Annotated in this window: 16 protein-coding genes; 6 read left to right on the forward strand and 10 right to left on the reverse strand. The window is 71.0% G+C overall.

Going from position 1 to position 18,905, the window contains the following annotated elements:
• Positions 1-6: 6 nt before the first annotated feature.
• Both pseI and AB0C16_RS12510 read right to left on the reverse strand, forming a co-directional pair.
• Complete coding sequence (gene pseI / locus AB0C16_RS12505; RefSeq protein WP_357681834.1) at positions 7-1,050, reverse strand: pseudaminic acid synthase; 1,044 nt, start codon at positions 1,048-1,050, stop codon at positions 7-9.
• Positions 1,047-1,550, reverse strand: coding sequence for a GNAT family N-acetyltransferase (locus AB0C16_RS12510; protein WP_357681836.1), 504 nt, complete (start codon positions 1,548-1,550; stop codon positions 1,047-1,049). Before AB0C16_RS12510 ends, pseI begins: the two co-directional genes overlap by 4 nt.
• A 153-nt stretch (positions 1,551-1,703) precedes the next feature.
• On the opposite strand from AB0C16_RS12510, the gene AB0C16_RS12515 reads away from it, so the two are divergent.
• From AB0C16_RS12515 to AB0C16_RS12525, 3 genes are read left to right on the forward strand one after another with little or no spacing between them, the layout of a single operon-like run.
• Positions 1,704-3,149, forward strand: a complete 1,446-nt coding sequence (locus AB0C16_RS12515) for a glycosyltransferase family 2 protein (protein ID WP_357681838.1) — start codon at positions 1,704-1,706, stop codon at positions 3,147-3,149.
• Between the two features lie 51 nt (positions 3,150-3,200).
• A complete protein-coding gene (locus AB0C16_RS12520; protein WP_357681840.1) occupies positions 3,201-4,046 on the forward strand; it encodes a CDP-alcohol phosphatidyltransferase family protein in 846 nt (281 codons plus the stop codon).
• A gap of 21 nt (positions 4,047-4,067) precedes the next feature.
• Entirely contained in the window at positions 4,068-5,117 is a 1,050-nt protein-coding gene (locus AB0C16_RS12525) for a sulfotransferase (RefSeq protein WP_357681842.1), read from the forward strand.
• Between the two features lie 3 nt (positions 5,118-5,120).
• Here the strand turns inward: AB0C16_RS12525 and AB0C16_RS12530 are convergent, their stop codons facing one another.
• From AB0C16_RS12530 to AB0C16_RS12565, 8 genes are all read right to left on the reverse strand, one after another.
• Entirely contained in the window at positions 5,121-6,185 is a 1,065-nt protein-coding gene (locus AB0C16_RS12530; protein WP_357681844.1) for a glycosyltransferase, read from the reverse strand.
• Positions 6,182-8,848, reverse strand: coding sequence for a CDP-glycerol glycerophosphotransferase family protein (locus AB0C16_RS12535; protein ID WP_357681846.1), 2,667 nt, complete (start codon positions 8,846-8,848; stop codon positions 6,182-6,184). The genes AB0C16_RS12530 and AB0C16_RS12535 overlap by 4 nt, the downstream gene beginning before the upstream one ends.
• Before the next feature lie 86 nt (positions 8,849-8,934).
• Positions 8,935-9,651, reverse strand: coding sequence for an SRPBCC family protein (locus AB0C16_RS12540; RefSeq protein WP_357681848.1), 717 nt, complete (start codon positions 9,649-9,651; stop codon positions 8,935-8,937).
• Positions 9,652-9,731: 80 nt separating this feature from the next.
• The gene (locus AB0C16_RS12545) at positions 9,732-10,586 is read right to left on the reverse strand and encodes a xanthine dehydrogenase family protein subunit M (RefSeq protein ID WP_357681850.1); all 855 of its coding nucleotides are present in this window, start codon (positions 10,584-10,586) and stop codon (positions 9,732-9,734) included.
• Positions 10,583-12,985: a xanthine dehydrogenase family protein molybdopterin-binding subunit gene (locus AB0C16_RS12550; RefSeq protein ID WP_357681852.1), complete on the reverse strand. Its 2,403-nt coding sequence runs from the start codon at positions 12,983-12,985 to the stop codon at positions 10,583-10,585. Before AB0C16_RS12550 ends, AB0C16_RS12545 begins: the two co-directional genes overlap by 4 nt.
• Positions 12,982-13,464: a (2Fe-2S)-binding protein gene (locus AB0C16_RS12555; protein ID WP_357681854.1), complete on the reverse strand. Its 483-nt coding sequence runs from the start codon at positions 13,462-13,464 to the stop codon at positions 12,982-12,984. The genes AB0C16_RS12550 and AB0C16_RS12555 overlap by 4 nt, the downstream gene beginning before the upstream one ends.
• 72 nt (positions 13,465-13,536) lie before the next feature.
• Positions 13,537-13,740, reverse strand: a complete 204-nt coding sequence (locus tag AB0C16_RS12560; protein WP_357681856.1) for a hypothetical protein — start codon at positions 13,738-13,740, stop codon at positions 13,537-13,539.
• The gene (locus tag AB0C16_RS12565) at positions 13,730-15,337 is read right to left on the reverse strand and encodes a PspC domain-containing protein (RefSeq protein WP_357681858.1); all 1,608 of its coding nucleotides are present in this window, start codon (positions 15,335-15,337) and stop codon (positions 13,730-13,732) included. The genes AB0C16_RS12560 and AB0C16_RS12565 overlap by 11 nt, the downstream gene beginning before the upstream one ends.
• A gap of 114 nt (positions 15,338-15,451) precedes the next feature.
• Here AB0C16_RS12565 and AB0C16_RS12570 point away from each other — a divergent pair, with 114 nt between their 5' ends.
• The 3 genes from AB0C16_RS12570 (at position 15,452) to AB0C16_RS12580 (ending at position 18,881) form a co-directional block, all read left to right on the forward strand.
• Positions 15,452-16,660: a PspC domain-containing protein gene (locus tag AB0C16_RS12570; RefSeq protein WP_357681860.1), complete on the forward strand. Its 1,209-nt coding sequence runs from the start codon at positions 15,452-15,454 to the stop codon at positions 16,658-16,660.
• Positions 16,657-17,289, forward strand: coding sequence for a response regulator transcription factor (locus AB0C16_RS12575; RefSeq protein WP_357681862.1), 633 nt, complete (start codon positions 16,657-16,659; stop codon positions 17,287-17,289). The genes AB0C16_RS12570 and AB0C16_RS12575 overlap by 4 nt, the downstream gene beginning before the upstream one ends.
• A 128-nt stretch (positions 17,290-17,417) precedes the next feature.
• Complete coding sequence (locus AB0C16_RS12580) at positions 17,418-18,881, forward strand: glutamate--cysteine ligase (protein WP_357681864.1); 1,464 nt, start codon at positions 17,418-17,420, stop codon at positions 18,879-18,881.
• The last annotated feature ends 24 nt before the right edge of the window (positions 18,882-18,905 follow it).

Here is an 18,905-nt window from a genome sequence, read left to right on the forward strand (position 1 = left end):
GTGGAGTCAGATGAGGTCCCAAGTGAGGGGGGTGCCCGGCGCGGCGTCCCTGGTGAAGCGGCGGCCCATCACCTCGGCGACGGCCGCGGGAGGCAGCCCGCCGGCGGGCCGGATGGAGCGGACGTTCCGCTCGGTCACCGGCTCGCCCGCCCGCACCTGGCTGACCACGTAGAGCGACCGGCGGAAGCGCAGCCCCTCGCGTTCGGAGGCGCGCGGGCCGATGACCGGGCTCCCCAGCGACTGCCAGGCGCGCTCGCTCTCCACGACCAGGGCCGCCAGCTCGGCGGGCTCCAGCGAGAACGCCGCGTCGACGCCGCCGTCGCTCCGGGCCGTCGTGACGTGCTTCTCGATCAGGCAGGCCCCGAGCGCGACCGCCGCGAGCGCCACGCCGAGGCCCGGCGTGTGGTCGGACACGCCGACGACCGCGCCGGTGAGCCCGGCGAGCAGCGGCAGCGCGCGCAGGTTGCTCTCGGCGGGGGAGGCGGGATAGGAGGCGGTGCACGACAGCACGGCGAGCTGGGTGCAGCCGGCCTCGCGGGCGGCCTCCACCGCGGCGTGGATCTCGCCGATCGAGGCCATGCCGGTGGAGATGATCAGCGGCTTGCCGGTGCCGGCGACGAGCCGGATCAGCGGCAGGTCCACGACCTCCGAGGACGCGATCTTGTACGCCGGCGCGCCGAGCTTCTCCAGGAGTTCGACGGCCGTGGGATCGAACGGCGAGGAGAACGGGATCAGCCCCAGCGAACGGGCCCGGTCGAAGATCGGCTCGTGCCACTCCCACGGCGTGTGGGCCCGTTCGAACAGCTGGTAGAGGCGCTCGCCGCCCCACAGCTCGTGCGCGTCGCCCATGCGGAAGGCGGGCCCGTCGGCGTCGATCGTGATGGTGTCGGGCCGGTAGGTCTGCAGCTTCAGCGCATGGGCCCCGGCGGCGGCCACCGCGTCGACGATCGTGAGAGCCCGCTCCAGGCTCCCGTTGTGGTTGCCCGACATCTCGGCGATGACGAACGGCGGCCGGTCGGCTCCGATGGCGCGGCCCGCTATCTCGATCACGCGTCTTCCTCCCTGGTGAGCTGGATGGCGACGACCTCGACGGGTGTGCCGTCGATGTCTCGCGGGTGGCGGCCGGTCTCGACGAACCCGAACCGGCGGTGCAGCCGCCTGACCGCCTCGTTGCAGGCCAGCACCTCGCCGCGGAGCGTGGTCAGCCCGAGCGGGCCGAACGCGTGGTCGATGGCCGCCCGCTCCACCCCGATCCACGCCCGCAGCAGCGCGCCGGACCGTTCGAGACCGTCGAGGTCGAGGTAGAAGCCCCAGTCGGCGCACCGTGAGCCGGCCCGCAGCCCGGAGAAGGTCACCACGCCCGCGGCGACCCCGTCGTGCTCGTAGACCAGCACGCGCCGGGCCGGATCGTCGCCGACCGCCGCCCACCAGCGGGCGTGCTCGGCCTCGCCGATCTCATGGGTGGTGAAGCTCGCCGCGCGGACCCGTGGATGGTTGCGCCAGCGGCGCATGACGGGCAGGTCGTGGTCTCCGGCGCGCCTCAGCATCATCGCCCCCTACGCTTCGTGCTCGTACGGCTCCACACCGTAGCGGATGCCTGATCGGGTAAAGAGCTGATCAGGGAGAGGCATCGCCCGCCGCCCCACGGCGATGGCCGGGGCATCCTGCCCTCTAAGCATCCCCCGCACACAAGGAGTCGCGGCATGACGCCCCAGGTCAGCGTCGTCGTCCCGGTCTACAACGTCGAGCCGTACATCACCGAGTGCCTGGAGTCGCTGGCGGCCCAGACACTGCCGGACATCGAGGTCATCCTGGTCGACGACGGCTCGCAGGACGGCAGCGCGCGGATCGCCGAGAGTTTCGCGGCCCGCGACGCGCGGTTCGTCGTGGTCCACCAGCCCAACCGGGGTCCCGGCCCGGCCCGCAACGAGGGAGTGTCGCGGGCCCGTGGGACCTACCTGGCCTTCGCGGACAGCGACGACGTCGTGCCGCCCGAGGCGTACGGGATGCTGGTCTCCTCGCTGGAGCGGACCGGGTCCGACCTCGCGTGCGGTGGGGTGCGGCGGCTCAGGGAGGGCGAGCTGGCCGAGTCGACCCTGCACGAGAAGGTGTTCAGGCGTGAGGTGCGGCGCACCCACATCATGGACAGGCGGATGCTCATCAGGGACCGGACGGTGTGGAACAAGGTCTACCGCCGCGACTTCTGGCATGAGCAGCGGCTGCGGTTCGCCTCGGGGATCTACGAGGACGTGCCGCTCAGCATGCGGGCGCACGTGCTGGCCGCGAGCGTGGACGTGTTGTCCGACGTCGTCTACCACTGGCGCGAGCGCGACTCCGGAGAGACGTCGATCACCCAGCGGCGGGCCGAGCACGCCAACCTGGCCGAGCGGCTGACCGCCATCCGGGAGGTCAGGTCCTTCCTGGAGGAGGAGGCGCCCGACCTGGCCCACTCCTTCGACGGCCTGGTCCTGGAGAAGGACACCGTCTTCCTGTTCCAGGCGCTGGAGCAGGCGGAGCGCGACGAGATCCCGGCGCTGGTCGACCTGGGCCGCCAGTGGGTGGCCACGCTGAGCCCGGACGTGCGCGCCGCCGCGTCGTCACTGCGCCGGCTCGAACTGCACCTGATCGAGCGCGGGCTGGTCAAGCAACTGCGGGAGGTGCGCAAGTTCCGGCGCGCCGCCGTGAACGGCACCAGGATCGTGCCGCGCGGGCTGCGCACGACCGGCTGGTACGGCGACTACCCCTACTTCCGCGACCGCTCGCTCAAGATCCCCGACGAGGTGTACGACGCCCGCGACGAGCTCAGGCTGCTGGCCACGGTCGAGGACTGCCGGTGGAACGGTGACCGGTTCGTCGTGCGCGGCGAGGTGGCGATCCACCGTGTGCGGCGCCGGGCGGGCCGGCTGGAGGTGTGGCTGACCGACGGCAAGCGTCATGTGGCGCTGGAGGCGCGGCGGGTGGGCGCGCGCGGCGTCGTCATGACGATCGATCCGGCCTGGCTCAAGGGCGGGCGGCCCAACTGGCGGATGCACGTGCGGGCCGAGACCAGGGGCCTGGTGCTGGAGGAACGCTTCCGCGACGGCGACGGTCACCGTCCGTGGCGGCTGTCCGTGCCGGGATGGTCAAGAACGGGCATGGACATCCTCTAGTAGTTCCAGAGAGTAATCAGTCGAGCGCGAGTCGTGGCCATGCTGGGAGCCATGAGGACCTATTCGCTCGAGGACGTCTACGCGACACGTAAGCGGAGAGATTCCTGGTGGACCGTGTACGTCGTGGACCCGGTCGCCTGCCGGGCAGCTCTGCTGGTGGCCAACCACACACGGATCACGCCCAATGAGCTCACGGTGCTCTCGCTGGTCCTCGGCCTGGTCTCGGCGACCTGCTTCGCCCTGGACCACCTGGTGGCGGGCTCGGTTGTGTTCTACCTGAGCTTCACGGTCGACTGCGTCGACGGCAAGATCGCCAGGCTCAAGGGCACGGGGACGCCCTTCGGCCTCTGGCTCGACTACGTGGGTGATCGGGTCAGGGTGGTCTTCTGCGCCATGGGCCTGGCGTACGGGCAGTACACGCTCACGGGGGACGTGCGCTACATCCTGCTCGGGGCCGGGGTGGCCGTGCTGGACCTGTTCCGGTACGTCAACGCGCCGCAGATGAAGCGGGTGCGCGAGACGATCAAGCTGGCACGGGCCGAGGCGGCGGAGCTCGCGCGGCAGTTCGCCACGGACGAGCCTGTCGCCCGGACCCGGCGCGCCTCCCGGGGCAGGCCCCTCACGCCCGCCGTCAGGGTGCGCCGGTTCATGAAGCGGATCAACAGGTATCTGGCGCGTCGCCGCGTCCGCTCCCACCTGATCAGCGGCATCGAGTTTCACGCCGCGGTGTTCGTGGTGGCGCCGCTCGTCGGAGTGGTGGCCCTGGTGCCCGTCGCGGCGGCCGCCGGCGCCCTGCTTCTCGCCAACGAGATCTTCCTTGTCTACCGGATGTGGCTTTTCACCCGCAGGCACAGCGTGCCGGTCCAGGTGGAGAGCCGAGAGCACGTTCTCGTCTAAGTTTCGGGGGTTTGAAGGAAAATGTCCGATCGCCCAGTGTTCGTCGTCGGCTGCCCGCGGTCCGGCACCACGATGCTGCAGCTCATGCTCCACTCGCACCCGAGGATCGCGGTGCCACCGGAGACCCGGTACCTCGTACCGGCCTACTACCGCCGCCGGATGTTCGGCGACATGCGCCTCGCGCAGCGCCGCCAGGCCCTCGCCGAGTGGATCGCGGGCGACCGGACCACCAAGTTCCACGAGCTCAAGATCGACAAGGACGAGTTCATCCGGGAGGCCGTCGAGGGCCCCGGCTCGCTCGGCTCGGTGATCGGGACGACCTTCCGGATGTACGCCGACCGCTTCGACAAGCCCCGCTGGGGCGACAAGCGGCCCAGCTACGTCAAGCAGGTCGACATGCTGCTCAGGCTCTTCCCCGACGCCCAGTTCATCCACCTGATCAGGGACGGCCGCGACTGCGTGGCCTCGCTGAAGGAGATGCCCTGGTTCACGCACAACTCCTTCCACGCGGTCTCCACCTGGGCCGAGGCCATGGACGCGGGGGTCAAGCTGCGCCGGACGATGAACGCCGACAACTACTACGAACTGCGCTACGAGGACCTCACCGACGACCCGTCGACCGAGCTGAAGAAGCTCTGCGTCTTCCTGGAGGAGGACTTCGACGAGTCGATGATCTCGCCGCGCGAGGCGGCCAGCGTGGCCGTGCCCGTGCACAAGGTCTGGCACAGCAACACCCACGGCGACGTGACCCGCGCCCGGGTGGGCAGCTGGGCCTCGCGCCTCGAGGCGTGGGAGATCGCGCTGTGCGAGGACGTTCTCGGTGACCGGCTGAAGAGTCAGGGCTACGAGCTGACCGGCGCCGCGCCGGCGGCCAAGGCGCACCTGGCGGCCTGCCAGAAGACCATGCAGAAGCGCCGCGCCAGCCGCCTGCGCAAGGGCATGCGCGACCGCATCAACCGGCTGCGCGAGCCCAGCCCGGTGGCCGCGCTGCTCACCTCCGGCCAGCGGGCGATCGCCGGCGTGCCGCGCCAGCGGATCGAGTCGCCCGAGCTGGCAGACCGGACGCTGTAGGGCTCAGCGCTCGATGTGAGCGAACAGGGACTCCCATCCGTCCAGGACGTGGTCGAGGCGGAACGCCTCGGCCGTGGCACGGGCGGTGGCGCCCAGCCGCCGCCGCTCCTGCGCGGAGTCCATGAGCGTGGCCAGTTCCTGGCCGAAGGCGTCCACATCGCCGGGCGGGACGAGCACGGGGCCCGCCGAGCGGACCCCGCCCGACACGTCGAAGGCCACCGCGGGCACACCGTGCGCGGCCGACTCCAGCAGCACGACGGGCAACCCCTCGTGCTCGCTGGTCACCGCCAGGATCGAGGCGTCCAGGTATTCGCGCGGCATCTCGGCCGCGGGCACGCGGCCTCTGAAGACCACCCGCTCCCCGACGCCCTCCTGGGCCGCGTGGGCGCGCAGCCGGTCCAGCTCGCCGCCGTCGCCGATCAGGTGCAGCTCCCACCCCGGCGGGGCGCCCGACCGGGCGAACGCGCTGATCAGCCGGTCGAACCGCTTGACGCCCTCCAGCCGCCCGACGCCCAGCACCCGGGGCGTCTCCAGCGCCGACACCTCCTCCGGCCAGGCGCCCAGCGGGTTCGGCACCGACCAGGCGTTGGGCAGCAGCGCGTGCTCGGCGAACATCCACGCGTCGTCACGGCTCAGGAAGACCGCCTGGTCGAGCTCGGCGTAGCGGGTACGGATCGAGCCGAGGTGCCAGCAGTCGCGGGCGTGCTCGTAGGAGCCGTGATACTGGCCGATCGGCCGCAGCCAGGCGGGCACCGCGCCGGCCATCCTGGTCACCATCCCGGGTGAGGTCATGACCGCGAATCCGGGACGCATCGTGCCGAGCAGCCTGGCCAGGCGCCGGTCGGCCGCCCAGCGCGCCGGCCGGCTCCGCGAGTCCATCGGAGTGTGGCTGATCACGTGCTGACGGTAGAGCGGCTCGTCGACGTAGCGGAACGGCGAACGGGCCCGGTGCAGGCCGATCACGTGCACGTCGTGTCCGCGCCCGGCCAGGCCCTGCGCCAGGGTGTGCGTCACCTGCTGGATGCCGCCCAGCGTGTCGGCGTCCAGGCAGGCGAAGACCACGCTCACGACACCCTCCTCTCCTTGATGAACCTCTCCTTGATGAACCTCGCCTCGAAGAAGTCGTCCACGATCCTGGCCGCCGCGTCGCCCCGCTCGTCGGCGCACCACAGCTCCCGGAAGGCGGCGTACCGGTCGGCGCAGGAGGCGTGCGCCGCGGGCAGGTCGCGGATCCGATCGATCAGCTCCCGGGTCGTGGTCACGCACGGTCCCGGGGCGATGGCCGGCAGGTCGTGGTAGACGCCCCGCTCGGACCGCCGGTAGTCGTCCCAGTCGTCGATGTAGAACAGCATCGGCTTGCCGGTCAGCGCGTAGTCGCACATCACCGACGAGTAGTCGGTCAGCAGCGCGTCGGAGGCCAGCATCAGGTCGTTGATCTCGGGGTACGACCCGGCGGGCCGGGCGAAGTATCGCAGGTGCGACGGCACCTCGTACTTCTCCACCGGGTGGGTCCGCAGGACGACCACCCACTCGCCGGCCAGCTCCTCGGCCATGAGCTCCAGGTCCGCCCGCACCGACACGCCGCTGCCCTTCGCCCGGTCGCGGTAGGTGGGCGCGTAGAGGAGCACCTTGCGTCCGTCGGGGATCTCCAGTCGCTCCCGCACGTCGTACCGGGACGTCCCCCGGACCAGGGCGTCGCAGCGCGGCGTCCCGTACCTGTAGACCGGGCCCGTGTAGCCGTTGGAGGCCGGGAAGCGGCGCGAGAACTCCTCGCTGGGCGAGACCAGGGCGTCCCAGCGGGCGACGGCGGCGCGCCACCGGGCGCGCGGCTGGTCGAAGTCCGCGCGCAGGTCCGGCGCGTCGAAGCCGATCGTCTTGATGCCCTGGCCGTGCCAGGTCTGCAGGTAGCGGGTGCGGCGGGGCTTCGGGTAGTCGAGCGGGAAGCCGTGGCTGTCCACCCAGATGCCCGCGCGGGCCATCGTCCAGACGTAGCGCCAGCTGCTGCGGCGCACCAGGCGCGCGGCGGCGGGGAAGGCGCGGCGGTCCCCGGCCACCGACCAGACCACCTCGATCGGCAGCCCGCGCCGCCTCACCTCCTCGTAGACGGCGCGCGGGCTGCCGGTGCAGCCCTTGCCGACGTCCGACTCGAACAGGGCCAGGTTCCGGCGTGGCGGCAGCAGCCTGATCAGGGCCTTGTAGCAGCGCAGCTTGTTGCCGGGGGTGCTGAGCCTTCTCAGCAGGGCGCGCTTGATCCGGCCCAGCAGCGGGCGCACGTGGGAGCGGGAGCGCACGCGCAGGTAGGCCGCGTAGCCGTCGGTCCTCACATTGGCGCCCGGCAGCTCGATCGGCCGCAGGCCGGGGTCGACCATCAGCCGGTCGGTCGTGGTGTGGCCGTCGGACAGGCGGGTGAAGCCGATGCGCGGCTCGCAGGACGCCCGGGGGGTGAAGGTGATCTCGCTGACGTAACCGCCCTCACCGGCCGGCCGGGGCTCGATGGGGATCTTCACCCGGCCGGCCCGCAGGAACGCCTTCCAGCCGGCGGGCAGCGCGCCGAACGGGTCGTAGGTGTGCACGGTCATCCGGACCCGGTCGCCGTCGGCGGTGATCTCGGTCACCTCGTGCCGCAGCCGGCTGGCGCTGAAGGGCAGCTCGGCCAGTCGCAGCCCGGTGATGTCCATGCCGGCCGCGACCGTGGTGCCCCAGTAGGTGCGACCCTCGCTGCGCACGGCGGCCCGGGGCGGCGCCTTGGAACCGGCCAGCGAGCTCGCGGCGATCCTGAGGTCGTCGATCCGGTCGTCGAGGATGAGGTGGCAGCAGACCCTGGTCATCGGGTCGACCCGGTGCAGCACCTCGGCGGGGATCTCCGCCAGGTACGGGCGGACGACCGCGGCGAACTCCTTGACCCACACCCGGTCCCGGGTCGGCAGCGGGTTGAGGTAGACGCGCAGGTCCTGGCGCAGGAAGCGCTCCTGCCGGGCGGGCAGCAGGTCGCCCGCGCCGTAGCGGCGCAGCACGTCGTCGCTCCGCCTGGCGGCGACGACCCGGTGCCGCACGTTCTCCATCTCCTTGATGCTGAGCGAGATGGACGAGCGGTCGCGCGCGCGGCGCCAGTGGTAGACCACCCACGGCACGATCGCGAACCGGTGGGACGAGGCGTACAGCTCGGTGGAGAAGACGTGGTCCTCGTAGAGGATGTCCTCGGGGAAGCGCAGCATCCTGTCGCGCAGGAAACGGACACTGTAGAGCTTGTTGGTGGTGAAGGAGTCGAGGAACAGCTCCGGCTCCGCGCGGATGCCTTCCACCACCCTGCGCCTGGCGAACAGCGACGGGTAGTAGCGCTCCATCCGCCCGTTCCACTCGTACAGGCGGGAGATCTGCCCGGACACGAAGTCGGCGCCGGTCCGCTCGATCTCGGTCAGCAGGCTTTTGCAGGCGTGCCGGGGCAGCTCGTCGTCGCTGTCGAGGAACATGATGTAAGGCGCGGCGGCGGCGTCGAGGCCGTCGTTCCTGGGGGCGCCGCAGCCGCCGCTGTTCGCGTGCCGGCGCAGGTAGCGCACGCGCGGGTCGGCGCGCATGAGCTCCTCGGCCACCCGCGGGGTCTCGTCGGTGGAGGAGTCGTCGGCGATGACGACCTCGAGGTCGTGCAGGGACTGCCGGAGCACGGAGCGCACCGCCCTGGGCAGCCGCGCGGCATCGTTGTACGTGATCACGACGACAGTGCAGTCCGGCATGCCAACACCCCCGAGTCAGACACGTGGAAAGAGGCATTCCCCCAGTTCGGGAGATGTGTCCGGACTTGATGGTGTTTTTGCTGGAATTAGCGCATGAGTCGTCTGATCAGCCAGCCGATGAGCAGCAGCGCGGCGATCGCTCCGGCGATCGGCGCGAGCCGCTTGAGCAGGGGGGCGCCGGCTATCTCCAGGAGGTCCAGCGCCTCCTCGTCGGCCGTGCGCGAGGTGCGCAACGTGCCCGAGGGCCGCACGTCCTGGTCGGGGGGCGAGGGCACCGCGGTGAGGTGCCGCTCCTCCGCCTCCGCTCGCGGCTCCGGCCGCGCCTCCTCCCGCGCGGCGGGCGGCTCGTGCGCCGGCTCGGCCAGCAGGTCGGCGAGGTCGGCCGCGAACCTGTCGATCAGCTTGCCGCCCACCTCGGTCATCACGCCGCGGCCGAACTGCGCCGGACGGCCGGTCACGTTGAACGACGTCTCCACCACGACGGCGGTCGACCCGTCGGCCGGGCTCAGCGTCGCCTTGACGGTGGCCGCGGCCGTGCCGGCGCCGCGGGCCTCCTTGCCCGACGCCTGGATCGTGAGCGTGTGAGCGTCCTTGTCCACGTCCTCGAACCTGGCCGAGCCGCGATAGGTCACGGTGATCGGCCCCACCTTGACCTTCATCCGGCCGGTGAACTCGTCGCCCTCGACGGTGTCGAGCGAGGCCCCCGGCAGGCACGGCGCGACCCGCTCCACGTCGAGCAGCACCGCCCACGCCTGCTCGATCGGTACCGGAACAGTGAACTCGTGCTCGAACCGCATCGCCATCGATCCGCTCCTTTTCCCGATATTGCGACATTACGTCGATAAGGGGGCGCCCCGGAAGGGGGCGCCCCCTTATGCCGGGGTCAGGGAGAACCGGCGGCGGTGCGGATCGCGCGATCGGTCAGCACCCTGGCCAGGTGCCTGCGGTAGTCGGGCTGGGCGTGCAGGTCTGCCGACGGCGAGGTGTCCGCCGCCGCCTGCTCGCACGCCTGGCGGACCTGGTCGCCCAGCTCCACGCCCTGCAGCGCGGCCTCCACCGCGCGGGCCCGCACGGGCGTCGGCGCCATGTTGGTCAGCCCGATCCTGGCCTCCTGGATCGCGCCGTTGGAGCGCCGGACGGCCACGGCCACCCCGACGATGGCCCACGCCTGCGCGGTCCGGTGGAACTTCTCGTAGTGGTAGCCCCAGCCGTCGCCCAGCTTGGGGATCCGCACCCCGAGCAGGATCTCTCCCGGACGGAGCGCGGACTCCAGGTAGTCGACGAAGAACTCGGCGGCGGGGATCTCCCGCTCGCCCTCCGCCGACCGGACCACGAAGACGCCGTCCAGCGCCAGGACCACGGCGGGCAGGTCACCCGCCGGATCCGCGTGGGCCAGCGAGCCGCCGAACGTGCCGCGGTGCCGGACCGCCGGGTCGGCCACCGTGGCGGTGGTCAGTGCCACCAGCGGGCAGGCCGTGTTGACCAGGCTGGAACGCATCACCTCGTCGTGCGTGGTCATCGCGCCGATGAAGACGTGGTCGCCGCGGTCGTGCACGCCCGTCAGCTCGGGCAACCGGCCGAGGTCCACCAGCTTCGACGGGTAGGCCAGCCGCAGCCGCAGCAGCGGCAGCAGCGACTGCCCGCCCGCGAGCACCTTGGCGTCCTCGTCCGAGGAGAGCGCCTGGCAGGCCTCGTCGAGCGAGCCGGGACGGACGTAGTCGAACTTGGCAGGGATCATCGCCGAACTCCTTCCAGGGCCCGCCAGACGCGCTCGGGAGTGCACGGCATCTGGACGTCGTGGATCCCGCGCGGGCGCAGGGCGTCCACGATGGCGTTGACGACGGCCGGAGTGGAGGCGATCGTGCCCGCCTCGCCGACCCCCTTGACGCCCAGCGGGTTGCTGGTGGCCGGCGTCTCGGTCCTGTCGGTCATGAAGGTGGGCAGGTCGGCCGCCGACGGCAGCAGGTAGTCGGCCATCGTCGTGGTGAGCAGGTTGCCCTCCGCGTCGTAGACGGCCTCCTCGTACAGGGCCTGCGCGATGCCCTGCGCGATGCCGCCGTGCACCTGGCCCTCGACGATCAGCGGGTTGATCACCTTGCCCACGTCGTCGACGGCCACGTAGGAGCGGATCCGTGACATGCCCGTCTCGGTGTCCACCTCCACCGCGCACAGGTGGGTGCCGTGCGGGAAGGAGTAGTTGTCCGGGTCGAACGTGGAGTCGGAGTCGAGCCCGGCCTCCACGCCCTCGGGCAGGCTGTGCGCCGTGAACGCGGCGAACGCCAGCTCCTGGATCGTCTTCTGGGAGTCGGTGCCCCGCACCTTGAACGCGCCGTCGGCGAACTCCAGGTCGTCCGGAGCGCACTCCAGCACGTGCGCGGCCAGCTTGCGGGCCTTGGCCTTGACCTTCTCGCACGCCTGGAGCACGGCGACGCCGCCGACGACCAGGGAGCGCGAGCCGTAGGTGTCCATGCCCTTGTGCGAGACCGCCGTGTCGCCGTGCAGCACCGTGACGTCCTCGAACGGCACGCCCAGCGTGTCGGCCACGATCTGGCTCCACGCCGTCACGTGTCCCTGGCCGTGCGGGGAGGTGCCGGTGATGACCTCGACCTTGCCCGTGGGCAGCATGCGGATCGAGCCGTGCTCCCAGCCGCCGGCGCCGTAGTTGGCCTCGCCGAGCATCCTGGACGGGGCCAGCCCGCACATCTCGGTGTAGGTGCTGACGCCGATGCCGAGCTGAACGGGGTCACCCCTGTCGCGCCGGTCCGCCTGTTCGGCCCGCAGCTTGTCGTAGCCGAACAGCGCCATCGCCCGGTCGGTCGCCGCCTCGTAGTTGCCCGAGTCGTACGTCAGGCCGGCGATGGTCGTGTACGGGAACTCCTCGTGCCTGATCCAGTTGCGCCGGCGCACCTCCACCGGGTCCAGGGCCAGCTCGGCGGCTAGCTCGTCCATGACGCGCTCGATGGCGTACGTCGCCTCGGGACGCCCGGCGCCGCGGTAGGCGTCGGTCGGCATCTTGGTGGTGAACACACCCGTGCAGCCGAACTCGTACGCGTCCATCTTGTAGATGGCGTTGTACAGGGCCGCGCCCAGCATCGGGACGCCCGGTGTGACCAGCATGAGGTAGGCGCCCATGTCGGCCAGCAGGTCCACCTGGAGCCCGCGGATGCGCCCGTCGGCCTCCGCGGCCAGCCTGATGTGCTGGATCTGGTCGCGGCCGTGGTGCACGGTCAGGTTGCCCTCGGAGCGGGACTCGGTCCACTTGACCGGTTTGCCGAGCCTGCGGGCGAGCAGCAGGCACAGCACCTCTTCCGCGGTGACCTGCAGCTTCGAGCCGAACCCGCCGCCCACGTCGGGCGCGACCACGCGGATCTTGTGTTCGGGGATGCCGGTCGTCACGGCCAGCATGACCCGCAGCACGTGCGGGATCTGGGTGGAGGTCCACAGCGTGAAGCTGTCGCCGTCGGTGCTCGCGAGCACCCCGCGGGGCTCCATCGCGCTCGGGATGAGCCGCTGCTGGATGTAGGTCCGGTCGATGAGGACCGGCGCGTCCCTGAACGCCGCCTCGATGTCGCCCGAGGTGATCTTGGCCGTGAACGCCTGGTTGCCGGCTTCGTGCACCTTCGGGCTGCCCTCGGTCAGCGCCTCGTTCATGTCCATGACGGCCGGCAGCGGCTCGTAGTCGACCTCGATGGCCTCCAGCGCGTCGGCCGCCCGATAGCGGTCCGTGGCGACGACGCAGGCCACCGCCTCGCCCACGTAGCGCACCTCCGACACGGCCATCGGCGGATGGTCCGGGATCACGATGTCCTCGCTCACCGGCCAGGCGCACGGCAGGCTGCCCTGCTCGTCGGCGAAGTCCTGGCCGCTGAACGCGGCGAACACCCCGGGCAGACCGCGCGCGGCCGACACGTCCACCCGGGTGATCCTGGCGTGCGCCATCGGGCTGCGCAGGAACATGACGTGCAGCATTCCCGGCTGGCTCAGGTTGTCGGTCCAGCGGGTGCGCCCGGTCAGCAGCCGGGAGTCCTCCTTGCGGCGCCGGGCCCGGCCGATCTCCCTGCCGGTGTCGCCCCGGCCGGAGATCTGGCCGCTCTCGGCGATCTGCTCGCCAACCAGGCCGGGGTCCAGCTCGGTCATGACGACTTCACCGCCTGTCCCATTTCCTGGGCGCCGCGCCGTACCGCGCGGACGATGTTGCAGTAGCCGGTGCACCGGCAGAGGTTGCCTTCGAGACCTTCCCTGATGGCCTCCTCCGACGGGTCCGGTGTATCCCTGAGCAGGTCGATCGCGGCCATGACCATGCCGGGTGTGCAGTAGCCGCACTGCAGGGCGTGTTCCTCGTGGAAGGCCCGCTGCATCGGGTGCATGGACCCGGCCGAGCCGAGCCCTTCGATCGTGACGATGTCGCAGCCGTCGGCCTGGACGGCCAGCACGGAGCAACTCTTCACACTCTTGCCGTCGAGCATCACGGTGCAGGCGCCGCAGTTACTGGTGTCGCAGCCGACAGGAGTGCCGGTCTTGCCCAGCCGTTCTCGTAGCAGGTGGACGAGGAGGAGGCGCGGCTCGACTTCCTCCTCGTATTCGACTCCGTCAACGGTGACGGTGATCCGGGGCATACGTCCTCCCTCAGGAGCAGGGGGAATGGCGGATAAATGCCAACGTACGCCGGTGTTTTTCCCGGTCAAGGGTTATTTACCGCGGATCACCCTCGCGACGATGGCCACGAGGCCCGCGAAACCCAGCCCGACGACCAGGAGCGAGACCAGGACCAGCGGATCCGTGATCGCACGGGTGATGATCAGGATGCCCAGCACGACGAAGAGAGATCCACTGAGCAGGGCCATCCAGTCGGTCCTGTGCAGGCGGCTCGGCCGGTCGACGTCACGCGGCACGACGCACCTCCATGTCGCCGACGCCGCCCTTCAGGTTGAGCACGATCGTCGACACCTTCCCCTCGGGCGGGGTCTCCGGCTCCAGCACCGTGTCGAACGTGATGTCCACGCCGCCCTTCAGCGACTGGTCGACCTGGATGTCGCCCACCTTGTTGGTGGCGTGCACCTCCACCCTGACCGTCGGCGGCACGATCACGGTCAGCTCCCCGATCGAGACCGAGGCGTTGAACGCCAGCGTCGTGCCCGGGGTCAGCTTGAGCTCCGACAGGTCGAGCCGGCCGTCACCCACCCCCACCTCGTACACCCTGCTCGCCTCGGCTGCCGTGACCGGATTCCACACCGAGTCGCCGACCTTCCTGGGCACCCCCCCGAGCATCAGGCCCATGGCCACCATGAGCGCCACGGCCGCGCCCGTGGCCACCAGACCGGCGCCCCGGCCCCACCAGGCCGCGATCAGCAGGCCCGCCCCGATCGTGACGAGGACGGTGCCGCCTACGATGATCGGGTTCACTCCGGGACCCGACCCGGCTTGGACCGCCACGACGATCCCTCCAATGACGATGGCGAGCAACACGGTGATGGGGCCGATGAACGACCGGGGCCTCGGCCGCCGCGGCGCCGCCACCGGCCTGCCGTACAGGGCCGGGTCGTAGGGCGAGTAGCCGGCGCGCCTGCTCGGGTCGAGCGGCTGGAACGGGCCGCGCGGCGCGAACGGCGCGCCGTACGAGGTGTACTCCCCGCCCCGTGGGAGGTCGTCGGCGATGGCGCCCGCGTGCGGGAGGCCGGCCGGTGCGGCGTCGTAGGGTGACGCGTCTAGGAGGCCGGTTGCCGGGATGTCTTCAGCGACCTTTTCGCTGACCTTTTCGCGCGACGGGATGCTCGCGGATGCGGATGCGGATGCGGATGCGGGCGTGGGCGTGGGGCGGACCGCGTGGTGGGGCACGGTGAGGCCCGGAGCCGGTGGGGCCTCGGCGGCCGGCGTCGCGTCCGGGCGGCGGGCCCCGGCGGCGTCCGGGCGGCGCGATGTGGTGCCGGTGCCCGGGAATCCGTGGGCCGCCTCCATTGGAGGCTCGCCGTACGGGGACATCCCGGGGAAGTCCGCGAAGGGGGCCACGGGAGGGGGCGCGTAGGTCTCGGCGGCCTGGGGGCGGTTGAGCCGCTCGGGCATCGAGCGGACGAGGCCGAGCAGATCGACGCCCTTGGAATGCGCGGCGAGCAGCGCGACGACCAGCAGCAGGGCGACCACCAGGGTGCCGGTGCCGAGCCAGACCGTGGCCAGGTTGATCGCCAGCCCGAACGCGAGCACCGCCGTCAGCAGCGCCATCACGGTGTCGGCGTCGAAGTCGCGGTGGGTCCACTGCTCGATGTACCCGGGCCGGCCGTTCGGCTCCTTCATCAGCAGGAACGCCCCGATGTACAGGAACAGGCCGACGCCCGAGCCGAACAGCAGCACCGCGAACCCCGCGCGGAACACCACGGGGTCGATGCCGGTGTACCGGCCCAGCCCGGCGCAGACGCCCATCAGGAAGCGGCCCTCGCTGCTGCGCCGCAGGACCCGGGAGGGTGCGGCCGGTTCCTTCGCCGGTGCTTCTGTCATGGCACCATCGTGGCCCCACCCGCCGGTTCTGCGCATCGGGGAGACCCCTGACCTGACCCTGGGGGTTGTTCCCTGATGTCCGAATCGCTGGCGGCATGTGACGATGGTGGCGTTATGGCTGACCAGAAGACACTTGCCGAGCCCGGCGGCGGAGCGCCCTACCGCCGGATGACGCGGCCCATGGAGGGCCGCCTCGTCGGCGGCGTGGCGCAGGGGCTGGCGAGCCAGCTGAAGCTCGACCCGGTCGTGATCAGGCTGATGTTCGTACTGCTGAGCGTGGTCGACGGGGTCGGCTTCGTGGCGTACGCGGTGCTCTGGATGATCGTGCCGCGCGAGCCGCACGAGGGGCAGGCGCCCGCGCGTGATTGGAGCCAGCTGGCCGCGTTCAGCGCGATCGGGATGGCGCTGCTGGCGTTCGGGTGGCTGACCGGGGCCTCCAAGGGGGGCATCGGCATGCTGCCGTTCGCGGTGGGCGGCATCGGCGCGCTCATCCTGTGGCAGCAGGCCGATCCGGTGCAACGCCGCAACTGGGTCAGCGGCGCCACCCTGAGCATCAGGAAGAACCGGGTCCGGACGCTGCTCGGTGTGTCGCTGGTCGTCATCGGCGCGGCCGGCTTCCTGGCGGCGCAGGGCGAGCTGGCGCAGGCCCGGCCCGGCCTGCTGTTCACCGTGGTGGTGGTCGGCGGGCTCGCGGTCATCGCCGCGCCCTGGCTCGCGGGCCTGTGGAAGGAGCTCCAGCTGGAGCGCCGCGAGCGCATCCGGCAGGAGGAGCGGGCCGAGGTCGCCGCGATGGTGCACGACTCGGTGCTCCACACGCTCACGCTGATCCAGCGCGTCGCCCAGGACTCGCGCGAGGTCACCCGCCTGGCCCGCGCGCAGGAGCGCGAGCTGCGCAACTGGCTCTACCAGCCGGCCCAGGACGCGGACGCCACCGTGGCGGCCGCGGTCCGCCGGATCGCCGCCGAGGAGGAGGACGCGCACGGCGTGGCCATCGAGGTGGTCTGCGTGGGAGACGTCGAGCTCGACTCCGCCGGCAAGCTCGCCGCGATGCTGAAGGCGTCCAGGCAGGCGATGGTCAACGCGGCCAAATACTCTGAGAGTCCGTCTATTTCCGTATATGCGGAAGTGGAGGGTGAAGTGGTCACGATTTTCGTGAAGGATCGTGGCAAGGGGTTCGACCTCGACGCGGTGCCGCTCGACCGGATGGGGATCAGGGAGTCCATCATCGGGAGAATGGAACGTCACGGCGGCACGGCCAGGGTGCGCACCGAGCCGGGTGAGGGCACGGAAGTGATGTTGACGATGAAGGTGGAGAAGCCATGACACGGGTGCTGATCGTCGACGATCACCGGTTGTTCCGTTCGGGTGTGCGGGCCGAGCTGGGCGACTCGATCCAGGTCGTGGGGGAGGCCGAGGACGTCGACACGGCGATCAAGGCGATCGCCGAGCTGGAGCCCGACGTGGTCCTGCTCGACGTGCACATGCCGGGCGGCGGTGGCCAGGAGGTGCTGCGCAAGGTCCTCGGCGCCGGCTCGCAGGTGCGGTTCCTCGCGCTGTCGGTCTCCGACGCGGCCGAGGACGTGATCGGCGTGATCAGGGGCGGCGCCCGCGGCTACGTCACCAAGAACATCAGCGGCAAGGAGCTGACCGATGCGATCCGCCGGGTGGCCGACGGCGACGCGGTCTTCTCGCCGCGGCTGGCCGGGTTCGTGCTCGACGCGTTCGCCTCGTCCGAGGCGCCCTCGATCGACCCGGAGCTCGACTCGCTGACGCAGCGCGAGCGCGAGGTGCTCAGGCTGATCGCCCGTGGCTACGCGTACAAGGAGATCGCCAAGGAGCTGTTCATCTCGGTCAAGACGGTCGAGACCCATGTGTCCTCGGTGCTGCGCAAGCTCCAGCTGTCCAACCGCCACGAGCTGTCCCGCTGGGCGACGGCGCGCCGTCTGGTCTAGCTCTCCGGCCGGGTGACCGGCCGTCTTGGTCGGCGCGATCCGCCGTCTTGGTCGGCGTGACCGGCCGACGGTGGGTGAACGTGGTGGCGGGCTGGCTTCGGCGGGCCTGACGTGCGACATTTCAAGATATGGGGAGGGACGTACCAGCCGTCGTCTTCAGCCGGGATGACCGCCGCAACTACCGGGAAAAGGTGCGGTTGTGTCTCGACGTCTTCGCACGGATGCTCCGCGAGTCCCGCTTCGAACTCGACCGCCCGCTCGCCGGGCTCGAGATCGAGCTCAACATCGTGGACGCGGCCGGCGAGGCCAACATGCGCAACACCGAGGTGCTCGCCGCGATCGCACGGCCCGACTGGGCCACGGAGCTGGGCCAGTTCAACCTCGAGATCAACGTCCGGCCCCAGGACCTGCGCGGTGACGGCGCGCTCCGGCTGGAGAACGACGTCCGCGCCCGGCTCAACCACGCCGAGGTGCGGGCCCGCTCCGAGGGTGGCCACCTGGTCCTGATCGGCATCCTGCCCACGCTGCGCGAGGAGGACATCGGCGAGGGAACGCTGTCGTCCAACCCGCGTTACCGGCTGCTCAACGAGCAGATCTTCGCCGCCCGCGGAGAGGACCTGCACCTCGCGATCGAAGGGGTCGAGCGGCTCGACACGCACGCCGACAGCCTCGCGCCCGAGGCCGCCTGCACGAGTGTCCAGCTGCACCTGCAGGTCAGCCCCGAGACGTTCGCCGCCCACTGGAACGCCGCCCAGGCCATCGCCGGGCCGCAGGTGGCGGTCGCGGCCAACTCTCCCTACCTGTTCGGCAAGGAACTGCACCGCGAGACCAGGATCGCGCTGTGCGAGCAGGCCACGGACACCCGGCCGGACGAGCTGAAGGCCCAGGGGGTGCGCCCGCGGGTCTGGTTCGGCGAGCGCTGGATCACCAGCGTCTTCGACCTGTTCGAGGAGAACGTCCGCTACTTCCCGGCGCTGCTGCCGCTCTGCGAGAACGAGGATCCCCAGGACGTCCTGGACCACGGCCGCATTCCGCAACTGCACGAGCTCACCCTGCACAACGGCACGATCTACCGCTGGAACCGGCCGGTGTACGCGGTGGCCGACGGCGCCCCGCACCTGCGCGTGGAGAACCGGGTGCTGCCCGCGGGCCCGACCGTGGTCGACATCGCGGCCAACGCCGCCTTCTACTACGGGCTGATGCGCGTGCTGCCGTACGCCGAGCGGCCGATCTGGAGCCGGATGTCGTTCGCCGCCGCCGAGGAGAACCTGGCCACCGCCGCCCGGTACGGCCTTGACTCCCGCCTTTACTGGCCGGGGGTGGGCGAGGTGCCCGCCGCCGAGCTGATCCTGCGCCGCCTGCTGCCGATGGCCCGCGAGGGGCTCGCCCAGTGGGACGTGGACGGGGCGGTCGCCGACCGGTTGCTCGGCGTCATCGAGGGGCGCTGCCTGACCGGCCGCACCGGCGCCACCTGGCAGGTGGACAAGGTACGGGCGATCGGTGGCGACCGGCACGAGGCGCTACGCCTGATGACCTTGGAATACATCGAGCGTATGCATGGGAATGAGGCGGTTCATACCTGGGAAGTGTGAGGCGTGTGACACGCGTCTTGACTG

The organism is Nonomuraea sp. NPDC048916 (assembly GCF_040649575.1).
GTDB lineage: Bacteria > Actinomycetota > Actinomycetes > Streptosporangiales > Streptosporangiaceae > Nonomuraea.